Origin of the sequence: Leptolyngbya sp. Cla-17, from assembly GCF_016807185.1 — a bacterium.
Lineage (GTDB): Bacteria > Cyanobacteriota > Cyanobacteriia > Leptolyngbyales > Leptolyngbyaceae > ULC077BIN1.
The window spans coordinates 1,975,522-1,993,604 of record NZ_JAEVYN010000002.1; the positions used below are offsets into that span (position 1 = coordinate 1,975,522).

Here is an 18,083-nt window from a genome sequence, read left to right on the forward strand (position 1 = left end):
GAGCAGATTTTTCTATTCAGGAACCTTAGAGTTCCATCGTGAAGCGTATAGCAACAAACGACCGCCCCCGACCATGTTGCGCTACACAGGGTTATCTACTATGACAATCGAAGAAGCGTTGACGATTCTGGATGATGTGCTTGGACAAACAACCCTCAACGATACGCAAGAGCTTGTATTTCGTCATGCTTGGGATGACTGGACTTACGAACGCATGGCTGAACAGTTTGGTTACACCCCAGATCACATCAAAAATGTGGGTGCCCAACTATGGGGTTCGCTCTCTGATTTGACGGGAATCAAGATCACCAAACGAAACTTGCAGGCGGTCTTGCGGCGATGGGCAGAGCATCATTGTCCAGCGACAGGGTTGTTTCATTCCGCTGCGCCCAATCCTCACCAAGATTGGGGTGAGGCACCCGACAGTACTCGCTTTACAGGACGCACCCAAGAGCTAGCAACGTTGGAGCGTTGGATTGTGGATGAGCGCTGCCGATTAGTATCGTTGATGGGCATGGGCGGTATGGGCAAAACGGCGTTGGCGGTTAAGTTAGCGCAAACAGTTCAGCATCAGTTTGAGTATGTAGTCTGGCGATCGCTCCAAAACGCCCCTGCCGCAGAAGCATTGGTTGCCGATTGGATTCAGTTTTTATCCCACGGGCAAGAAACCCAAGCCACGCTTCCCGCCGATTTGAATGGTCGGATTTTGCGGTTGATGGATTACTTGCGTCAGCATCGATGCTTGTTGATTTTAGATAACGCAGAATCGGTGTTGCCCTGCCAAGATCCGCAACGCTTAAGCGATGAAGGTTATACAACCCTGTTAAAACGCCTGAGTGACCTAACTCATGAAAGCTGTATCTTGCTCACGAGTCGTGAAAAGCCAGAGGCGATCGCCTGGAATGAGGGCATTACCTTACCCGTGCGATCGTTTCCGCTAGGAGGTTTGAATGAGATCGATGGCAAGACCCTATTTGCGCGCAAAGGTGAATTTCAAGCCACTGAGGCAGACTGGCAGCACCTGGTGCAGCACTATGGCGGAAATCCTCTCGCGCTCAAAATAGTAGCGGCAGCGATTCAAGAATTATTTAACAGCAATGTGTCTGATTTTTTGACCATTCTTGGCACGTTTGTCTTTGACGATATTCGCGACCTCATTGATCGCCAATTTAACTGTTTATCTAGTTTGGAACAAGAAGTGATGTACTGGTTGGCAATCAACCGAGAAATCACCTCTTTTACTGAGCTACGAGACGACTTACTGTCGCCCCTTGCCAAGCAGAAATTACCCAGCACCTTGCGATCGCTCAAACATCGCTTTTTTATCGAAGCTACCGCCGACGGATTTACCCTGCAACCCGTCGTGATGGAATACATCACCGGGCGGCTGATTGAGCAAGTGTGTCAAGAACTTAATTCCCATGTTTTATTCAATTCCAACCTCTCTATTACTCAAGACTTTCCCCTTTCTCCCTGTCCCCCTTCTCCCGGTTCCCCGCGCCCGCTTCCCCTGCTCCACTCCCACGCGCTCCTCAAAGCAGAAGCAAAAGATTACCTACGAGAGAGCCAAACGCGGCTAATTTTGAACCCGATCACGAGTCGATTGGTGGCACTACGATCGCCCAAAGAAATTACAGAATGTACTCAGGCACTATTGGCAGACCTGCGATCGCAGCCACAACTCGCGGCTGGATATGCGACTGGCACGATAATCAACTTGCTGAATCATCTCAAGCTGGAGTTAAACGACTTTGATTTTTCCAACTTGACGATTCGCCAAGCTTATTTACAAGAGGTAGAACTGCATCACATCAACTTTGCCAATGTTCACTTTGTTCGCTCAGTGTTTAACGAATCCTTGGGAAACGTTTGGTCAGTCGCTTTCAGCCCCGATGGCACCCTGTTAGCAGTCAGCGATTCTGCAGGAGAAATTCACCTTTGGCGGATGGACGATGGCAAGAAAATAGTCACTTTTCGCGGTCACACTAATTGGATTTGCTCCGTTGCGTTCAGCCCAAACGGCAAGTTATTAGCCAGCAGCAGTGCCGATGGCACCCTCAAACTATGGGAACTCGCGACCGGATACTGCTTGAAAACCCTAGAAGGGCAGACGGATTGGATCTTATCAGTTGCCTTTAGTCCAGATGGGGCGGTGTTGGCAAGCAGCGGCGTAGATTCTGAATCGATTCGTTTGTGGAGTGTGACGACAGGCGACTGTTTGAAAACCTTACAAGGGCATGCCCATTGGATATGTACGATCGCCTTTAGCCCTACCCAGTCCATCATTGCGAGCGGCAGCGACGACTGCACAATTAAATTGTGGAATGTCAACACGGGAGAATGCCTCAACACCTTAAAAGGTCATACGAGCAACGTCCGATCCGTTGCCTTCAGCCTGAATGGTTCCCTCTTAGTCAGCGGCAGTGACGATTGCGCGCTCAAGCTTTGGGATGCCGAAACAGGCGAGTGCCTCAACACCTTCAACGGACATACCAACAACGTGCGATCGGTCAGCTTTAGCCCCAGCGGCAAAACCGTGATCAGCGCCAGCGAAGACCACACGCTCAAGCTGTGGGATGTGGCAACGGGACAATGCCTGCGAACCTTTTATGGACACACTGCCCATGTTCGCTCTGTTGCATTTGCGCCTAATCCCCAGCATTTCGATCGAGATCATTCTGACTCAGAAGGATTGGATGGACTGATCGCCAGCGGTGGAGCCGACCAAACCGTGCGGTTTTGGGATAGCCGTACTGGGCAATGCCTTAAAACTATCCAAGGCTATGCCAGCTTTATGTTAGATGTTGCCTTTAGTCCTACTGATCCCCTGCTTGCCAGCAGCAGTGCCGATCACACGATCAAATTGTGGAATCTGCAAACCCGTCGGTGCGTAAATATTTTGCGCGGACATCGCCAATGGGTGTGGTCAGTCAGTTTTAGCCCAAATGGTAAACTCCTTGCCAGCACCAGTTTTGACCATACTGTAAAACTGTGGGATGTGGCAACGGGAACCTGTTTACAAACGCTAATCGGTCACACTCACTGGGTTTCGTCGGCTACCTTCAATGCCAACGGCACCCATTTGGCGACCACTAGCTCCGATCACTGTATCCGTTTGTGGGATAGCGCCACAGGACACTGCATCGCGATACTCGATTGCCACAGTAGCTATGGGTTTTCGGTTGCCTTTAGCCCCTGCGATCGCGTGCTTGCCAGCGGTGATGATGACTGCACGGTCAAACTTTGGGATATCCACACGGGCACCTGTCTGCGTCAGCTAACCGGACACACCTCCCGCATTCGTTCCGTTGCTTTTACAACCGATGGAATGCTGATTAGCGGCAGCGCCGATCGCACCATCAAAACTTGGGATTGGCAAACCGGAGCCTGCCTCAAGACTTTAACCGGACACACCGCGCCAATTGAATCCATCGCGATTTGCCCAACTTCTTCACCCACCACCCAAAGCGCTCAGCCTGAAAAAGCAGATGTGCTAGCGAGTTCAGGGGTGGATGGCACCGTGCGTCTGTGGAATTTGGCAACGGGTGACTGTTTCCAAGTGTGGCAAGGGCACGATCGCCGCGTTTGGTCTGTTGCCTTCGCCCCCGACGGTAAAATCCTGGCTAGCAGCAGTGAGGATGAAACCATTCGACTTTGGAATGCTGAAACCGGTGACTGTGCGGGCATCCTCCGCAGTCCCCGACCTTATGAAGCCATGAATATTGCTGGCGTGACCGGACTGACCGTTGCCCAACTATCCACATTGAAAACCTTGGGAGCTGTGGAATTGAAGCCAGAATTCGCCATTGATTCTTAATATTTGTTAAAGTCATCCCAGTGCCTTAATCCTTCATCCTCACCCCGGAGACTCTTAATGCTGCGCCTGGAACATATTTGTAAGATTTACCCCACGGGTGAAGTCCTGAAAGACGTTAATTGGGAAGTGAAAGGGGGCGATCGCATTGGGCTAGTGGGTGTGAACGGGGCAGGCAAATCCACCCAGTTAAAAATCATTGCTGGCGAGATTGAACCCACCAGCGGCGAGGTAATTCGTCCCAATAGTTTGCGAATTGCCTACCTCAGCCAAGAATTTGACGTAGACCCAACGCGCACCGTTCGGGAAGAACTCTGGCGAGCATTCAAAGAAGCGAATGATGTGCATGAGGCGCTAACTGAAGTGCATCGTCAAATGGAAACCGCTAACCCAGAGCAGCTAGACAAGTTGATCCACGAAATGGATCGGTTTCAGCGTCAGTTTGAAGGGCTAGATGGCTATGGTTTGGAGGCACGGATTGAAAAGCTGCTGCCAGAAGTCGGTTTTGAGGCGGAAGATGGCGATCGCTTGGTGAGCGCCTTTAGCGGCGGTTGGCAAATGCGGATGGGTTTGGGCAAAATTTTGCTGCAACAGCCCGATTTGCTGCTGTTGGATGAACCGACAAACCATTTGGATTTAGAAACTATTGAGTGGCTGGAAATTTATCTACGCGGCATTAATACGCCGATGGTGATTGTTTCTCATGACCGCGAATTTCTGGATCGCCTCTGCACCCAAATTGTAGAAACCGAGCGCGGTGTGTCCACTACTTACCTGGGTAACTATTCTGCCTACCTGCTACAAAAAGAAGAGGCTAAATTATCGCAGCTTGCTGCTTATGAAGGGCAGCAAAAAGAACTGGAAAAACAGCAGGCATTTGTCGATCGCTTCCGTGCCAGCGCCACTCGCAGCACCCAGGCAAAAAGCCGCGAAAAACAACTGGATAAAATCGAACGGATCGAAGCCCCCGATGCGGGAGTTCGGACGCTGAAATTCCGCTTTCCGCCAGCACCCCGTAGCGGTCGAGAGGTGGTAATCATCAAAGATATGACCCATAGCTACGGCGAAAAGATCCTATTTTTGGGAGCCGATTTGCTGATTGAACGGGGCGATCGCATTGCCATTCTCGGACCCAACGGCGCAGGCAAATCGACTCTGCTGCATCTGCTCATGGGCATGGAAAAACCTACCGACGGCACGATCGAATTCGGTCAGCACAGCGTCATTCCGGGCTACTTCGAGCAAAACCAAGCAGAAGCGCTAGATTTGCACAGAACCGTGATTGAAACGATTCACGATGAAGTTCCCGATTGGACAAATGAAGAAGTTCGGACGCTGCTCGGTAGCTTTCTGTTCACAGGCTCAACTGTGTTTAAGAAGGTGGAAGCTCTCAGCGGTGGCGAAAAAGCCCGCTTAGCCCTAGCAAAGATGCTGCTGCAACCCGTCAACCTGTTGATTTTGGATGAGCCGACGAATCACTTGGATATTCCCGCTAAGGAAATGCTGGAAACCGCCCTGCAAAACTACGACGGCACCGCTATTCTCATCTCCCACGATCGCTACTTCATCTCTCAAGTCGCCAACAAAATCGTGGACATTCACGAAGGACAACTCCGCCTATTCCGCGGCGATTATCACTACTACCTGGATAAAGTGGCGGTGGAAAAAGAACAGGCCAAATTAGAAGCGATCGAAGCCGATAAAGTTGCAAAAGCGGAAGCCAAACGCAATAAGCAAAAAGAGAAATCTAAAAAAACCGCGAAAACATAACGAGTTCAAACAACCCCTGTGCGCCCTAGTAAAGTGGTGGGGATGAAAAAATCTACGTGACTGACAAGGAAAGTTTTGGTAGGAGGGATAGCTGCTCTAGCAATTGGTGGAGCAGCGATCGCCCTCGTTTATGGCGTTCAGTCAGGGAATGTGAAGGCTGGAATCGGGGCGGATGAAACCATCACCAAAAGCGAAAAAAGGGATAAGCAGGGCAATATCACTGAAACAACTACAACGACCACGTTTCAAGATGCAAAGACTCTATGGGACTGGCTGAGTTTGTTGGGTGTTCCATTCTCACTCGCAATCTTGGGATATGTGCTGCAACAGCTTCAGCAAGCCCGTGCTGAGCAGCAAGCAAAGGCAGAAAAGGAGATTGCCAATCAACGGGTAAAGGTAGAAAAGGAGATTGCCGAATCAAACCAACGCGAGGAAGCCTTACAAAATTACTTGGATCGGCTATCTGAGCTGTTAATTGATAAAAATGTGATTGCAGTAGCACCCAAGCTTCAGCATTTATAGCTATTGCCAGGACCAATAGGACATAGACTGAGAGGTATCCCCAATCCTACGAGGGTGAGTGCATCTATGGCAAAAGCATACAGTTACGACTTGCGACAAAAGGTGATCAATGCCATCCAATTAGACGGCATGAAGCAGAGTGAAGCCGCCCAAGTGTTTCAACTCAGTCGCAACACGATCAATCTATGGCTGAAGCGACAGAAGGAAACTGGAGACTACCAAGCCAAAACAACTCGTCCCCATCGAACCACCAGCAAAATCACCGATTGGGACAAGTTTGCCAAATTTGCCAAGCAGCATGGGGGCACAACCCAAGCGCAAATGGTCGAGTTGTGGCAAGACCAACTCAGTGTTCGCACAATTTCCAGGGCGTTACACAAACTGGGCTTGAGTCGAAAAAAAAGACCTATGGCTACCTTGAACGCGATGAGCACAAACGAGCAGAGTTCCTAGAGCAGCTAGCCAAAGTGTCTTTATCCGACCGGGTGTACATCGATGAATCGGGAATGGATGAGCGAGAGGATTATGGATATGGTTGGTGTGAACCCGGTGTGCGATTTGAAGCACTCAAGTCAGGGCGACGGGTTCAACGAATCAATATGATTGCGGCTTACTGTGAGCACCAACTGAGTGCTGCTTTTACCGTGAACGGCTCTTGTAATCGAGTCGTGTTTGAAATCTGGCTAGAAACGTGTTTGCTGCCAACGCTTAAGCCTGGGAAGGTTTTGATTCTCGACAATGCCACGTTTCATCATGGGGGACGGGTTGCTCAATTGGTGGAGTCGGTAGGGTGTCGGTTGTTATATTTACCCGCTTATTCTCCAGATTTCAATCGGATTGAAAAGTGTTGGGCCTGGCTGAAAAGTCGTATTCGCAACAGCTTGTCTAGCTTTAGTTCTTTACGGCAAGCAATGGAGTCGGTCCTGAAAGATGCTGTGTCCTAACACTGTTGTCTGTAGCTATACAAGATTTTATTGATGACCAACAAGATCTTGTAGACAAATCCAACAAATTACAGGATGTAGCAATTGAAAATGTCGAGTTAATAAATGCGGCAAAAGATGTGATTCGAGCCAGAACATTATCTATCTTAAGAAGACTTGGACAAGATGGCTATCGTAAGGGAGATGTCATCCGGTTCCTGATTGAAGCAGAAGTCATTAGTAAGTTAAAACTCAATCTCAGCGATGCCGACCTTGGCAATGCCGACCTCAGGAATATTCACCTCAAAGACACCAATCTCAGTGGTGCTGACTTCAGCAAGGCTAAACTCGTTGGTGCTGACCTCAGCGGTGCCAACCTCAGCCGTGCCTACCTCTATTGTGTACTTCTCAGTAAGGCTAACCTCAGTGGTGCCAACCTCAGTGGTGCCAACCTCAGTGGTGCCAACCTCAGTGGTGCCAACCTCAGTGGTGCCACTCTCAACGATGCCAATCTCAGTGGTGCCAACCTCAGTGGTGCCAACCTCAGTGGTGCCAACCTCAGTGGTGCCAACCTCAGTGGTGCTATCAACTGGTTTTGGACTGAAAAGCAGTTTGTCGCGCAGTTTGTCGCAGCTAAACTTTGCAAAACTACGTTGCCAAAAGGGTGCGATTTAAACTCAAACCGAGATTGTAAAGCACTGGGCATTTCACTCGACCCACCTGCAACAGACTCACCTGAGTAGTTCATTCTTTTGACTGTGGACGGCTCAAATTCATCAAATTGCCCACCAATATCATCACATCGCCATAAAAAAGCGATCGCGGTTTGAGAACTCTCAAACCGCGATCGCTTTCACTATTTTGAACCGGATGAATTATGGAGCCGGGGAAAGTAGGTGCTTGAGTTTAAGCTTTCACCGCAGCACGGCGACGGCGATAAGCCGATAAGCCTGCTCCAGCGATCGCCAAACCTGCCATTGTGCTAGGTTCAGGAGCCGCCGCAGAGTTTCCGGCGGAAACGCCTTCTGTGAAGTAAACGCTGATGTGAGAGACATCTTTGGTCTTATTGATATTACTAAAGAGAAGATTTTCAAAGGGTGAAGTCCAAGTACCAGAGGTGACTCCCTTCTCCAGTTGATAGCCGACTAAAGAGGTGCCTTCTCCACTTTTGAAGACTAGCATCACGTTCTGCCAAGTGGGTTGCAGGGTTTGAGCGATGTTCCAGAGTCCCTTTTGCCCAGATTCAGTACCGTTATAACCAGCAGTTTCACCAATCTTGCCGCCAAAATTCCAATTGGTGAGTCCAAAAAATCCTTCTTGGTTAACAGTAAGCGGCTTGTTCGAAGAAACAGAGTCCTGATTTGCTGTATCGCTGTATTGACACCCAGAAGATCCAGACACGTTATCAGCAGTGCCAGAAGGGCAACTAAAGGTTGCTGCATGAACGGGAGCCGTGGCAACAATGCTAGCAGCGATCGCAGATCCAATAGCGGCGAAAGCAGTTGCAGAAGAGGTAAAGGAGAGAGTACGTTTCATAGTTAGCCTTATGGTTGTGTGAGGTGAAAGAACTGTGGCAGATGTAATCTTGTTGTTAGTAGATTCAGCCCTTCTTGTAACCTAAGCTACCAACTTTCTTTGAAGTACACTACAGAAACTCCACGGATCTAAGAACTCTTTATCAATTCTGCCTGCCCTTTAAAGCGATGGAAAACCACTGACTTCAAAGACGATCTCATTGTTTCCCCGTGTATTTGTACGTAGGAGACCCAGTGTAATTACTAACGTTATCTACACGACAGCGACTTTGTAAAAGCAAAAGAGTAAAAGTCTAAATTGGTTATCAAGGTTAATCTTCTGGTTTGAATCAATAGAAACCGCGCTTTTGAGATTCGTTGCGATTTAATTGGCGTTCCTAGAAAAATGCGCCGTTTTAGAAAGCATCGGCTACGCTAGTCTGCGTGAATCCATGCAACTATTTGAGTCGCGAAAGCAATGCGGTATTCTGTGAATAATCTCTTCAATGTACTGGATGACAGTCGCTCAATGCCTAGCTCTGCCTAAGTTGAGGCTAGCTTCAGTTGTTCATCTAGTTTGCGTTTGTACATCGGGTTGTTGAGGCGAAATGGCATATTCATCCACGTATTCATCAAGTCAGCATTCACCAAGTAACTATCAGTCGGCTCACCATCAGCCCTCCGTTTTAGAGTTGGCTCAGCGCGGAAACTTTCGGGCGATCGCCCACTGGCTCAACAGCATTTTGGTCTCTCAAGGCATTCACGTCCAGGCAGAAGCGCCCCGTGCAGGTTGCCTCAAAATCATGGTCAATCTTCAGCCCACTAGCCGCTCAGCGCGATCGCCAAAAGCCCGCAAGCGGTTAGTCCGGCATATTTGCTACCGTCTGTGGACTTTAAACTCCGCTGAAATTCGAGAAGTGCGGATTTTGGGGCGCATGGCGGGACAGCGGGATATTTTGTGGCGGCAATCGGTGCGACTGAGCGCAACTGCCACCCCAGGCATCAATCGGCTCCGCAAAGCAGGTCAAGTTGCAAAAAGCCCTGCTCAGAAACGCTTTCAGCTTTTACGATCGTTTTTGGTGAACCGCTTCGCGCTGGCAGGATTCATTTTTTGCTACTGGCTGATGTATCTGGATGCCACCGGACGTCAGGCTGACCAACCCACGATCGCTACAACTCCAACAACCACAGATCTGCCATCTGCCCAACCCGCGATCGCACTCGCGCCCCAAAAGCCCCAAACTCTCGACTTTGCAGTGCCGCGTCAATTCAGCGGGCAGATTATTCATGAAGCCACGCCGCCAGCAGGCGCAGAAAAAGTGATTGCGCTGACGTTTGATGATGGTCCCTGGGAAAATACCACCGAACAAGTTTTGAGTATTCTCAAGCAGAACGATATCAAAGCTACGTTTTACATGGTCGGTCAAGCGGTACAAAAGCATCCAGAACTTGCCAAAAAAGTTGTCGAAGCTGGCCACGCGATCGGCAATCACACTTGGCGGCATCTGATGGATGATATGGATGAATTAACCGCTGCCGAAGAAATGGGCAATGCAGCCCGCTTGATTTACGAAACAACCGGAGTGCGAACGGCATTAATGCGTCCACCGGGGGGTAATCTCACTGGCTCACTGGTGCCCTATTCTCAGAAAAAAGGCTATTCAATTAATATGTGGTCAGCCGATTCCAGCGATTACTACCTCTCTACACCGCTGATTATCGATAATGTGCTGGCGAATGCGAAACCGGGCGGCATTGTGTTGATGCATGATGGTGGCGGCGATCGCAGTCAAACTGTAGAAGCCCTACCTCAAATTATTTCTAGTCTGCAAAAACAAGGCTATAAATTTGTCACCGTGCCAGAACTGATGCAGCTTCAGGCAAAATGGCAAACGATGACAACTCCAACGCGAATTCAAGAAGTTCCCGTCACCCCATTGCCGATGGCAACTCCTTCTACTTAAACCACTTGTTTTGTTTTTGGTTCATTTGTACTATACTTGCAGAGCGTTTGGTTACGGCTTTTTTTAAGTGCGCGATCGGCGTGAATGTAATGCTTACAAAGCTGAACCTATGAAGTTCAAGTATCTGTTTTTGAGCATCGGTGCTCTGTTGATGATTCTCATTGGGTCGCACTGGAGCGTCAGTAGCAAACCTCAAAATTGGATGTGGCAACTGGCTCCTAAAATTGCCAACTACAAACCAGATCCCAACGACACCAAGTTTTACTATCCCTTGCCAGAAGTGGTGGAAGTGACCAGTCCTTTTGGTTGGCGAACTCATCCTATTTATGGCGATCGCCGCCTTCATTCCGGTGAAGATCTAGGCGCACCTGAAGGACTGCCTGTTTTGTCTGCCCACTCAGGCTACGTCCGTTATGCCGATTGGGGCGATGGTTACGGCAACATGATCATCGTCGAATATGCCGACGGCAAATATCAAACCTTATATGCCCACCTATCCGAAATTTCTGTTCAGGAAGGCGAAGCCGTGCAAGCCCGCCAAGTCATCGGCAAGGTAGGAGCCACAGGTGGGGTAACGGGTGCCCATCTTCACTTTGAGCTATTGAAGAAAGTCGGTGATAGCTTTGAACCCATTGACCCAACCGCACAGATCAAAGCCGTAGAAGCTTACGTTGCCGTAAAACCGGACGAGCCTGGGCAAAATTCCAGCGACATAGCTCAAACTCAATCAGTCTTACCATCATCGCCGCAACCAACCGAAGAGCCACCGATCGCTCTTTCTGATATGCCTACAGACATTCAAACAACTGCTTCATCCAATGAATCTGCATCTATCTACGAAGCGCCGGGTCTACAAACCAATTTCACGACTTCCAGCGTTCCTGAAGATAGCAACCCCGTCGCTAGCACAAATGATGTAGTCAGCTTCGATCCAAATTTGTTTAAGCCGTAAAGGGAAATCAAGCAGGTCAATAAGCAAAAACCGCTAACTGACGCAGTTTCTCTCAGGTGAAAATTTAAGCACCCCCAAGAAGTTGTTTCAGTGGAGTAGTTCAGCAAAAAAATAAGTCGTTCAAGGAATCCCCGAAAACGGGTGGGTTTCGCCAGCAATACGATTCAACCGCGATCGCTAGCTAAAACCCGCCCCTACCCATCCTGAAACCTAGGCACCGGAAACTTAATCCTTACGCCTGTGCGAGTTGCAAGACCGCAGTGCCTAGACCTGCGCCCATTTCCTTGGGGGAGATTTTGCCGTCGTGGTCTTCATCCAACGCATCAAACACCGCATCAGTGCCCAGCCATTCTTCGCGGGTGATGAAGCCATCGCCGTCTAAATCGTAGGCATGGAAGATATCGTCTGCGACTTGGTGCCCCCCGTCGCCTGCTTCCAGTTGAGATAGACGGGATTCTAGCAGTTGTTCCAACGCTTCTAGAGCTTTGGTAAAACCTTTGATGCCTTCATCTAGTTTGTCGGTTGCCATGCGATCTTCGGCGTGCATCTTGTCGAAGGTGACTTTATCGATCGCGATTTTCTCGATATCCAGGGTGGCAGCTTTGGCGGGGTCTAAGCGACGGGTCAATTCTGCTTCGGTAGAATCTAGTTCTGCCAGAAGTTTGGGAGAAATGGTCAGCAGATCGCAGCCTGCTAGTTCAATGATTTCACCAATATTGCGGAAGCTAGCGCCCATGACTTCGGTGTCATAGCCAAACTTCTTGTAGTAGTTATAGATTTGAGTAACGGATTGCACACCAGGATCTTCCGTGGGGGAGTACTCTTTGCCCGTTTCCTTGACGTGCCAATCGAGAATGCGACCCACAAAGGGCGAAATGAGTGTGGCTCCAGCTTCAGCACAGGCGATCGCCTGATGTAAACCAAACAGCAGCGTCAGGTTACAGTGAATCCCTTCTTTTTCCAACACTTCTGCGGCTTTAATCCCTTCCCAAGTGGAAGCAATTTTGATCAAAATGCGATCGCGGGCAACGCCTGCCGCTTCGTATTCTGCAATCAGGTAGCGACCTTTAGCGATGGTTGCTTCCGTATCATAGGACAGACGCGCATCCACCTCTGTGGAAACGCGCTTGGGCACGATTTCCAGAATCTTTTTGCCAAATTCTACCGCGAGGCGATCGAACGCCAGCAAAACCACATCAGCAGCGCTGACATCCGAACCAGCATCCTTTCTGGCTTTCAGCAATGTTTCATCCACAATGCTCTGATACTCAGGCATTTGCGCCGCCGCCGTAATCAATGAGGGATTGGTCGTCGCATCGCGCGGCTTGAATTTCTCGATCGCTTGAATATCGCCTGTGTCAGCGACGACAACTGTAATATCTCGCAGTTGTTCTAGTAAGGTCTTCGCCATGTGAGTACTCCTTCAAAGAATAGTGAACAAAAGTGGCATATCCCAACGATCCTGCGTCAGTTGAAAGCCACGCTTTCAACATTCGACTGACGCTGACGGAAGCCCTAAGCTCCCCAAGAGTAGAAGGAACTGAAACTATTTGAAAGTCCTCCTTAGGAAGAAAAGTTGGAATGAGGGCAAATTATCGGCACATCGCGTTACTTTAGAATTTTCTTGCTAATGACTTGACCATCGAATCAATTTTATAAACCAGCGGCACCGCTGGTTTCAACTCAACTCTCGGCACCTATGCAGGCGTGAGACTCTCTAACTTCATGATAATCGAGCATAACGAATTACCGGGTGACGGGTTCAAATCAGGGTGGGCATCCTACACAAGCCCTTCTTTTTCCGCCATGTCTACCAGCAGGTCAACGACCCGACAGGAATAACCCCACTCATTGTCATACCAGGCAACTACTTTGAAAAAGTTGGAATTGAGTTCCATGCTGGCTTTAGCATCAAAAATGCTGGAGCGGGGATCGGTGCGAAAGTCCATAGAAACGACTTCCTCATCGGTGTAGCCTAAAATTCCTTTCAGTTCGCCATCGGCAGCGGCTTTCATCGCTTCACAAATTTCTTTGTAGCTGGTAGCTTTGGCGGTTTTGAAAGTAAGGTCAACGACGGAAACATCCGGGGTGCCAACTCGAAACGCCATTCCGGTGAGTTTGCCTTTGAGATCGGGTAAGACCAGGGCAACGGCTTTGGCGGCACCTGTGGAAGATGGAATGATATTTTGAGAAGCACCGCGTCCGCCGCGCCAGTCTTTTTGACTGGGACCATCGACGGTCGGCTGGGTGGCAGTCATGGCGTGAACCGTGGTCATTAAGCCTTCGGTGATACCAAAGTTTTGATGTAACACTTTGGCGATCGGGGCAAGACAGTTGGTGGTGCAGCTTGCGTTGGAAACCACCACATCGGTTGCGGGATCGTACTCGTCATCATTCACCCCTAACACTAAGGTTTTTACGCGATCAGGGTCTTTGGTCGGCGCAGAAATAACCACGCGCTTTGCTCCCGCTTTGAGATGGTTTTCGGCTCCTGCAAAATCGGTAAAGCGTCCCGTAGACTCGACCACATAATCCGCACCCAGTTTGCCCCAAGGCAACACGCTCGGATCGCGCTCTGCCATACAGGGAATCATGCGTCCATTGATGATGATGCCATCTTCTTTGGCTTCAACAGTGCCTTTGAAGGTGCCGTGGGTAGAGTCATATTTGAACAGATAAGCGAGATTATCGGCGGGAACGAGGTCATTGATACCCACGATTTCCACTTCGGGATGGTCGGTGGCAATCCGAGTTACGAGTCGTCCGATGCGACCAAATCCATTAATCCCAACTTTGATGGTCATAAAAATATTTCCTTATCCATGGCGAGGGGTAGGGACGATGGGAAAACTCAAAACTCTATTGAAGGTAGCTTCCAGCCAACCAACTGACCCGATGTCAAGGCAAATTTTAGACGATGAAATCTTTTTTGGAAATCAGTTAAGTAATGACGGTGGGCTGCTCCATTTGGGTCGTGCTACGGATTTGGGCAATGTCTTCCGCGATCGCGATTAGTTCGCCCAAAGCTTTTTGAGTATCTTGATTTTGCTGCTCAGGATTCGCTTCATAGCTCTCAAAATAGGCGCGTAGAGTTGCTCCTTGGGTGCCTGTGCCGGAGAGCCGCAGAACGATGCGGGAGCCATCCGTGAAGCCGAGCCGAATGCCTTGGTTCTGGCTGACGCTGCCATCAACAGGATCGGTATAGGCAAAGTCATCGCCATAGTCCACTTCATAGGAGCCATACTTCGTACCCTTCAGCGTCGGAACGAGGGTGCGAAGGCGATCAACCATGGCATGGGCGCGATCGCTGTCTACGCCTTCATAGTCATGACGGGAATAGTAGTTGCGTCCATAGGTTTGCCAGTGGTCACGCACAATCTCTTCCACCGACTGCTTGCGAACAGCAACAATGTTGAGCCAGAACAACACTGCCCACAAGCCGTCTTTTTCGCGAATGTGGTTAGAGCCTGTACCAAAGCTTTCTTCGCCGCAGAGGGTCACTTTATCTGCATCCATCAAATTGCCGAAAAACTTCCAGCCTGTAGGCGTTTCGTAGCAATCAATGCCGAGTTTGGCGGCAACGCGATCGCAGGCTTGGCTGGTAGGCATGGAGCGGGCAACGCCCGCAATGCCGTCTTTGTAGCCCGGAACCAGCGCCGCATTCGCGGTCAGAATGGCAAGACTGTCGCTGGGAGTAACGAAAAAGTTGCGGCCCAAAATCATGTTGCGATCGCCATCGCCATCGGAGGCTGCCCCAAAATCAGGACCATCCTCTTTGAACAAAATTTCGACTAAATCGTGAGCATATACCAAGTTGGGATCGGGGTGTCCGCCACCAAAATCTTCTAACGGCGTGCCACCAATCACCGTGCCCGCGCTGGCACCGAGACGCTGCTCAAAAATGGCGTGAGCATAGGGACCCGTGACGGCGTGCATAGAATCGATGCAAAGGCGAAAGTTGCCAGCGGTCAGCAGATAATGGATGCGATCGAAATCAAACAGCGACTCCATCAGCGCTTGATAGTCCGCTACAGAATCAATCACTTCCACGGTCATGTCGCCCAGCTTCGATTCACCCAACGTGTCAATATCCACATCGGGCGCATCCAGAATTTTGTAAGTATCAACTTCCTTGCTGCGCGCAAACATCGCCTCAGTAACTTTTTCTGGAGCGGGGCCACCGTTTGCCGTGTTAAACTTCACGCCAAAATCACCGTCCGGACCACCAGGGTTGTGACTAGCAGATAAAATAATGCCGCCATCGGTATGATATTTGCGAATAACGCAGGAGGTTGCCGGAGTCGATAGAATGCCACGGTGCCCCACCTTGATGCTGGCAAACCCATTCGCCGCTGCCATTTTGAGAATCACTTGAATGGCGTGACGGTTATAAAAACGTCCATCTCCGCCTAAAGCAAGGGTTTTGCCAGCATATGTGTCAAATGCATCAAAAATTGATTGAATGAAGTTTTCTAGATAATGAGCCGTTTGAAAAACGGTCACCCCCTTCCGCAGCCCCGATGTGCCAGGTTTCTGGTCGGAAAAGGGAGTGGTGGAAACGATGCTAATCGTCATGCTGGTTTATCCTCATTTTCAAGCAGTTCCTTAGCCTTTAAGAGTTCTTGCTGATGAGTCTCGCTCACAGTCGGGTATGCCAACTTTAAATCCTTTAATGTATTGCAAATAATGTCAGATACTGCAAGGCGTGTAAACCATTTATTGTCCGCAGGAATAATGTACCAGGGTGCAGAGTTAGTGCTGGTATGGTTAAAAACATCTTCATAAGCATTCATATAGTCATTCCAAAAGCCTCGCTCTTTCACATCACCTGCGGCAAACTTCCAGTTTTTTTCAGGCTGGTTGATGCGGTCCAAAAATCGCCGCTTTTGCTCATCTTTAGAAACATTTAGAAAAAACTTCACCACCACCGTGCCATTGCTCACAAGATATTTCTCAAAGGCATTGATTTCTTCAAATCGCCGCTTCCAAATGTCTTTCTTTTTAAGATCGGGCGGCAAATTTTGATTGGCCAGAATTTCAGGGTGCACTCGTGCGACCAGCACTTCTTCATAGTAAGAACGGTTAAAGATGCCAATTCTTCCCCGTTCGGGAAGGGCTTTCGAGCAGCGCCACAGATAATCGTGATCGAGTTCTTCGGTGGAAGGTGCCTTAAAACTGTAAACTTGGCAGCCCTGAGGGTTAACCCCCGACATGACATGCTTAATCGTGCCGTCTTTGCCGGCGGCATCCATTGCCTGAAAGATCACTAACAGAGAATAACAGTTGTGGGCGTAGAGAATATCTTGATACTTTGCTAAACGCTCTCTCCCCTTCTGCAACTTTGTTAGGGCGGCTTCCTCATCTTTATAATCCTCGGTGTCAGCCGGATCGAAATCCTTTTTAAGGGAAATTTTGGAGCCGGGTTTGACCATTAAGCGATCGCGATTCATACCCAAAAACTGGTAATGGACAGATAACCAGCTATGGTAATCGCTAATGCAGCAAAATCACATCCATCCCCTAGCCTCCTTAATGTTTTAGGATTAGCTTTGCTCAAGGATCTGGTCGTAGGTTTTGAGCAGATAATCGGGTCTGATGCGGGTAGTCCAGTAGCCGATATAGATTAGCAGCGCTGCAACCAGCACAATGGGAATCGCGAACGGCAAGTAGAGTGCATGTAGCGGATTATTGTGAAATAGGCGGCTCAGGCGATCGCGGAAAATCCTCAGTTTCTCTCCAAATCCGGTGGCGGTGGCATCGCGATCGCTTTTCTTTCTCTGCCCAACTAACTGCTGCTGCCAGTAGTAATCATGCCCAATTAGTAGAAACCGCCAGAAGAAATGAGCCAATCCATCAGGTGGTGCATGGGTGGCACGGGCAGTTGGATTCAGCCAAATAACCTGTCCCTCGCGCCGCAAATTTTCGCCATGCACCACGCAGTTACCGCGATAAAGCGGCAACTCCACCGGAATCGGATGCGCTAATAAAAATGGGCGGCGAAACGCCACGTTATTTAGAAAATACTGGTGCGTCTGGGTTAGCTCTGTTTTGCCAGAGTATTGCGGAAAGATATACACCAGCGCCATTGCAGTCCCATAAGGACCTGTGCCGCGAGTGGTTGTTTCTCCCGCCACAGTTTGGATGTGCTGATTTTGGGCGAACGTCGTCAAGATGGTTTCCAGCCAGTGCGGTTCATATACGCAGTCAGAATCGGCATAGACCACCACTTCCCCCGTTGCCAGTTGTGCGCCCAGCATTTTGGCTTTGTAATAGCCTGTTGAGGGCGGAGCCGGATGCACAGTGATCCATGAGTAGCGATCGCACAACTGCTGCAATAATTCCGGTGGCGCATCCCCACTATCAATCACCAGCACCTCGTTTGCCTCCGTCGGCGACACTGTTTGATTTACCAGCGATGCCAACGAATCCACCAACCCATTCAGGTCGGCATTTGCCAAATTTTCCGTTTCCAAAATGATCGAGAAACTAGGGTAAGACGCGATCGGTTGAAGCATAACGGCTAAGTTGAGCAGCGGCTAGTATCTTTTGCATCTTCACCAAGATTTCTCGCCCCTCCACTCCAACGTGTTGTTAGACCGAGCTTTCGGGACAAGTTCACGACTT

Annotated in this window: 13 protein-coding genes; 7 read left to right on the top strand and 6 right to left on the bottom strand. The window is 49.5% G+C overall.

Annotation, left to right across the window (positions count from 1 at the left end; translation table 11 throughout):
* The first annotated feature begins 100 nt into the window (after nt 1–100).
* The 5 genes from JOY44_RS20070 (at nt 101) to JOY44_RS20090 (ending at nt 7,772) form a co-directional block, all read left to right on the top strand.
* Nucleotides 101–3,817, top strand: coding sequence for an NB-ARC domain-containing protein (locus tag JOY44_RS20070; protein WP_171575322.1), 3,717 nt, complete (start codon nt 101–103; stop codon nt 3,815–3,817).
* Nucleotides 3,818–3,874: 57 nt separating this feature from the next.
* Nucleotides 3,875–5,584, top strand: coding sequence for an ABC-F family ATP-binding cassette domain-containing protein (locus tag JOY44_RS20075; RefSeq protein WP_171575323.1), 1,710 nt, complete (start codon nt 3,875–3,877; stop codon nt 5,582–5,584).
* A gap of 75 nt (nt 5,585–5,659) precedes the next feature.
* Nucleotides 5,660–6,106, top strand: a complete 447-nt coding sequence (locus JOY44_RS20080) for a hypothetical protein (RefSeq protein WP_171575324.1) — start codon at nt 5,660–5,662, stop codon at nt 6,104–6,106.
* A gap of 66 nt (nt 6,107–6,172) precedes the next feature.
* A protein-coding gene (locus tag JOY44_RS20085; RefSeq protein ID WP_242541715.1) for an IS630 family transposase occupies nt 6,173–7,050 on the top strand; the annotation gives its coding sequence in 2 pieces (ribosomal slippage) (nt 6,173–6,502 and nt 6,505–7,050; 876 coding nt in all).
* A 5-nt stretch (nt 7,051–7,055) separates the two neighbouring features.
* Entirely contained in the window at nt 7,056–7,772 is a 717-nt protein-coding gene (locus tag JOY44_RS20090) for a pentapeptide repeat-containing protein (protein WP_197985599.1), read from the top strand.
* 163 nt (nt 7,773–7,935) lie between these two features.
* Here JOY44_RS20090 and JOY44_RS20095 read toward each other — a convergent pair whose 3' ends face one another.
* Nucleotides 7,936–8,565 carry a PEP-CTERM sorting domain-containing protein gene (locus JOY44_RS20095; protein WP_171575325.1) on the bottom strand — a complete coding sequence of 210 codons (630 nt, stop codon included), beginning with the start codon at nt 8,563–8,565 and terminating at the stop codon, nt 7,936–7,938.
* A gap of 586 nt (nt 8,566–9,151) precedes the next feature.
* Here JOY44_RS20095 and JOY44_RS20100 point away from each other — a divergent pair.
* On the top strand, nt 9,152–10,507 hold the full coding sequence (locus JOY44_RS20100) for a polysaccharide deacetylase family protein (RefSeq protein WP_171575326.1): 1,356 nt from the start codon (nt 9,152–9,154) through the stop codon (nt 10,505–10,507).
* A gap of 109 nt (nt 10,508–10,616) precedes the next feature.
* Nucleotides 10,617–11,459: a M23 family metallopeptidase gene (locus JOY44_RS20105; RefSeq protein ID WP_171575327.1), complete on the top strand. Its 843-nt coding sequence runs from the start codon at nt 10,617–10,619 to the stop codon at nt 11,457–11,459.
* Nucleotides 11,460–11,691: 232 nt separating this feature from the next.
* Here JOY44_RS20105 and JOY44_RS20110 read toward each other — a convergent pair whose 3' ends face one another.
* The 5 genes from JOY44_RS20110 to JOY44_RS20130 form a co-directional block, all read right to left on the bottom strand.
* Nucleotides 11,692–12,870 (bottom strand): transaldolase, encoded by a 1,179-nt coding sequence (locus JOY44_RS20110; RefSeq protein ID WP_171575328.1) that lies wholly within the window; start codon nt 12,868–12,870, stop codon nt 11,692–11,694.
* 370 nt (nt 12,871–13,240) lie between these two features.
* Nucleotides 13,241–14,263 (bottom strand): type I glyceraldehyde-3-phosphate dehydrogenase, encoded by a 1,023-nt coding sequence (gap, locus tag JOY44_RS20115; protein WP_171575329.1) that lies wholly within the window; start codon nt 14,261–14,263, stop codon nt 13,241–13,243.
* A 136-nt stretch (nt 14,264–14,399) separates the two neighbouring features.
* Nucleotides 14,400–16,034 (bottom strand): alpha-D-glucose phosphate-specific phosphoglucomutase, encoded by a 1,635-nt coding sequence (locus JOY44_RS20120; protein WP_171575330.1) that lies wholly within the window; start codon nt 16,032–16,034, stop codon nt 14,400–14,402.
* Entirely contained in the window at nt 16,031–16,909 is an 879-nt protein-coding gene (locus tag JOY44_RS20125) for a polyphosphate kinase 2 family protein (protein ID WP_171575331.1), read from the bottom strand. The genes JOY44_RS20120 and JOY44_RS20125 overlap by 4 nt, the downstream gene beginning before the upstream one ends.
* A gap of 93 nt (nt 16,910–17,002) precedes the next feature.
* Nucleotides 17,003–17,974 (bottom strand): glycosyltransferase family 2 protein, encoded by a 972-nt coding sequence (locus JOY44_RS20130; protein WP_171575332.1) that lies wholly within the window; start codon nt 17,972–17,974, stop codon nt 17,003–17,005.
* Nucleotides 17,975–18,083 lie beyond the last annotated feature (109 nt).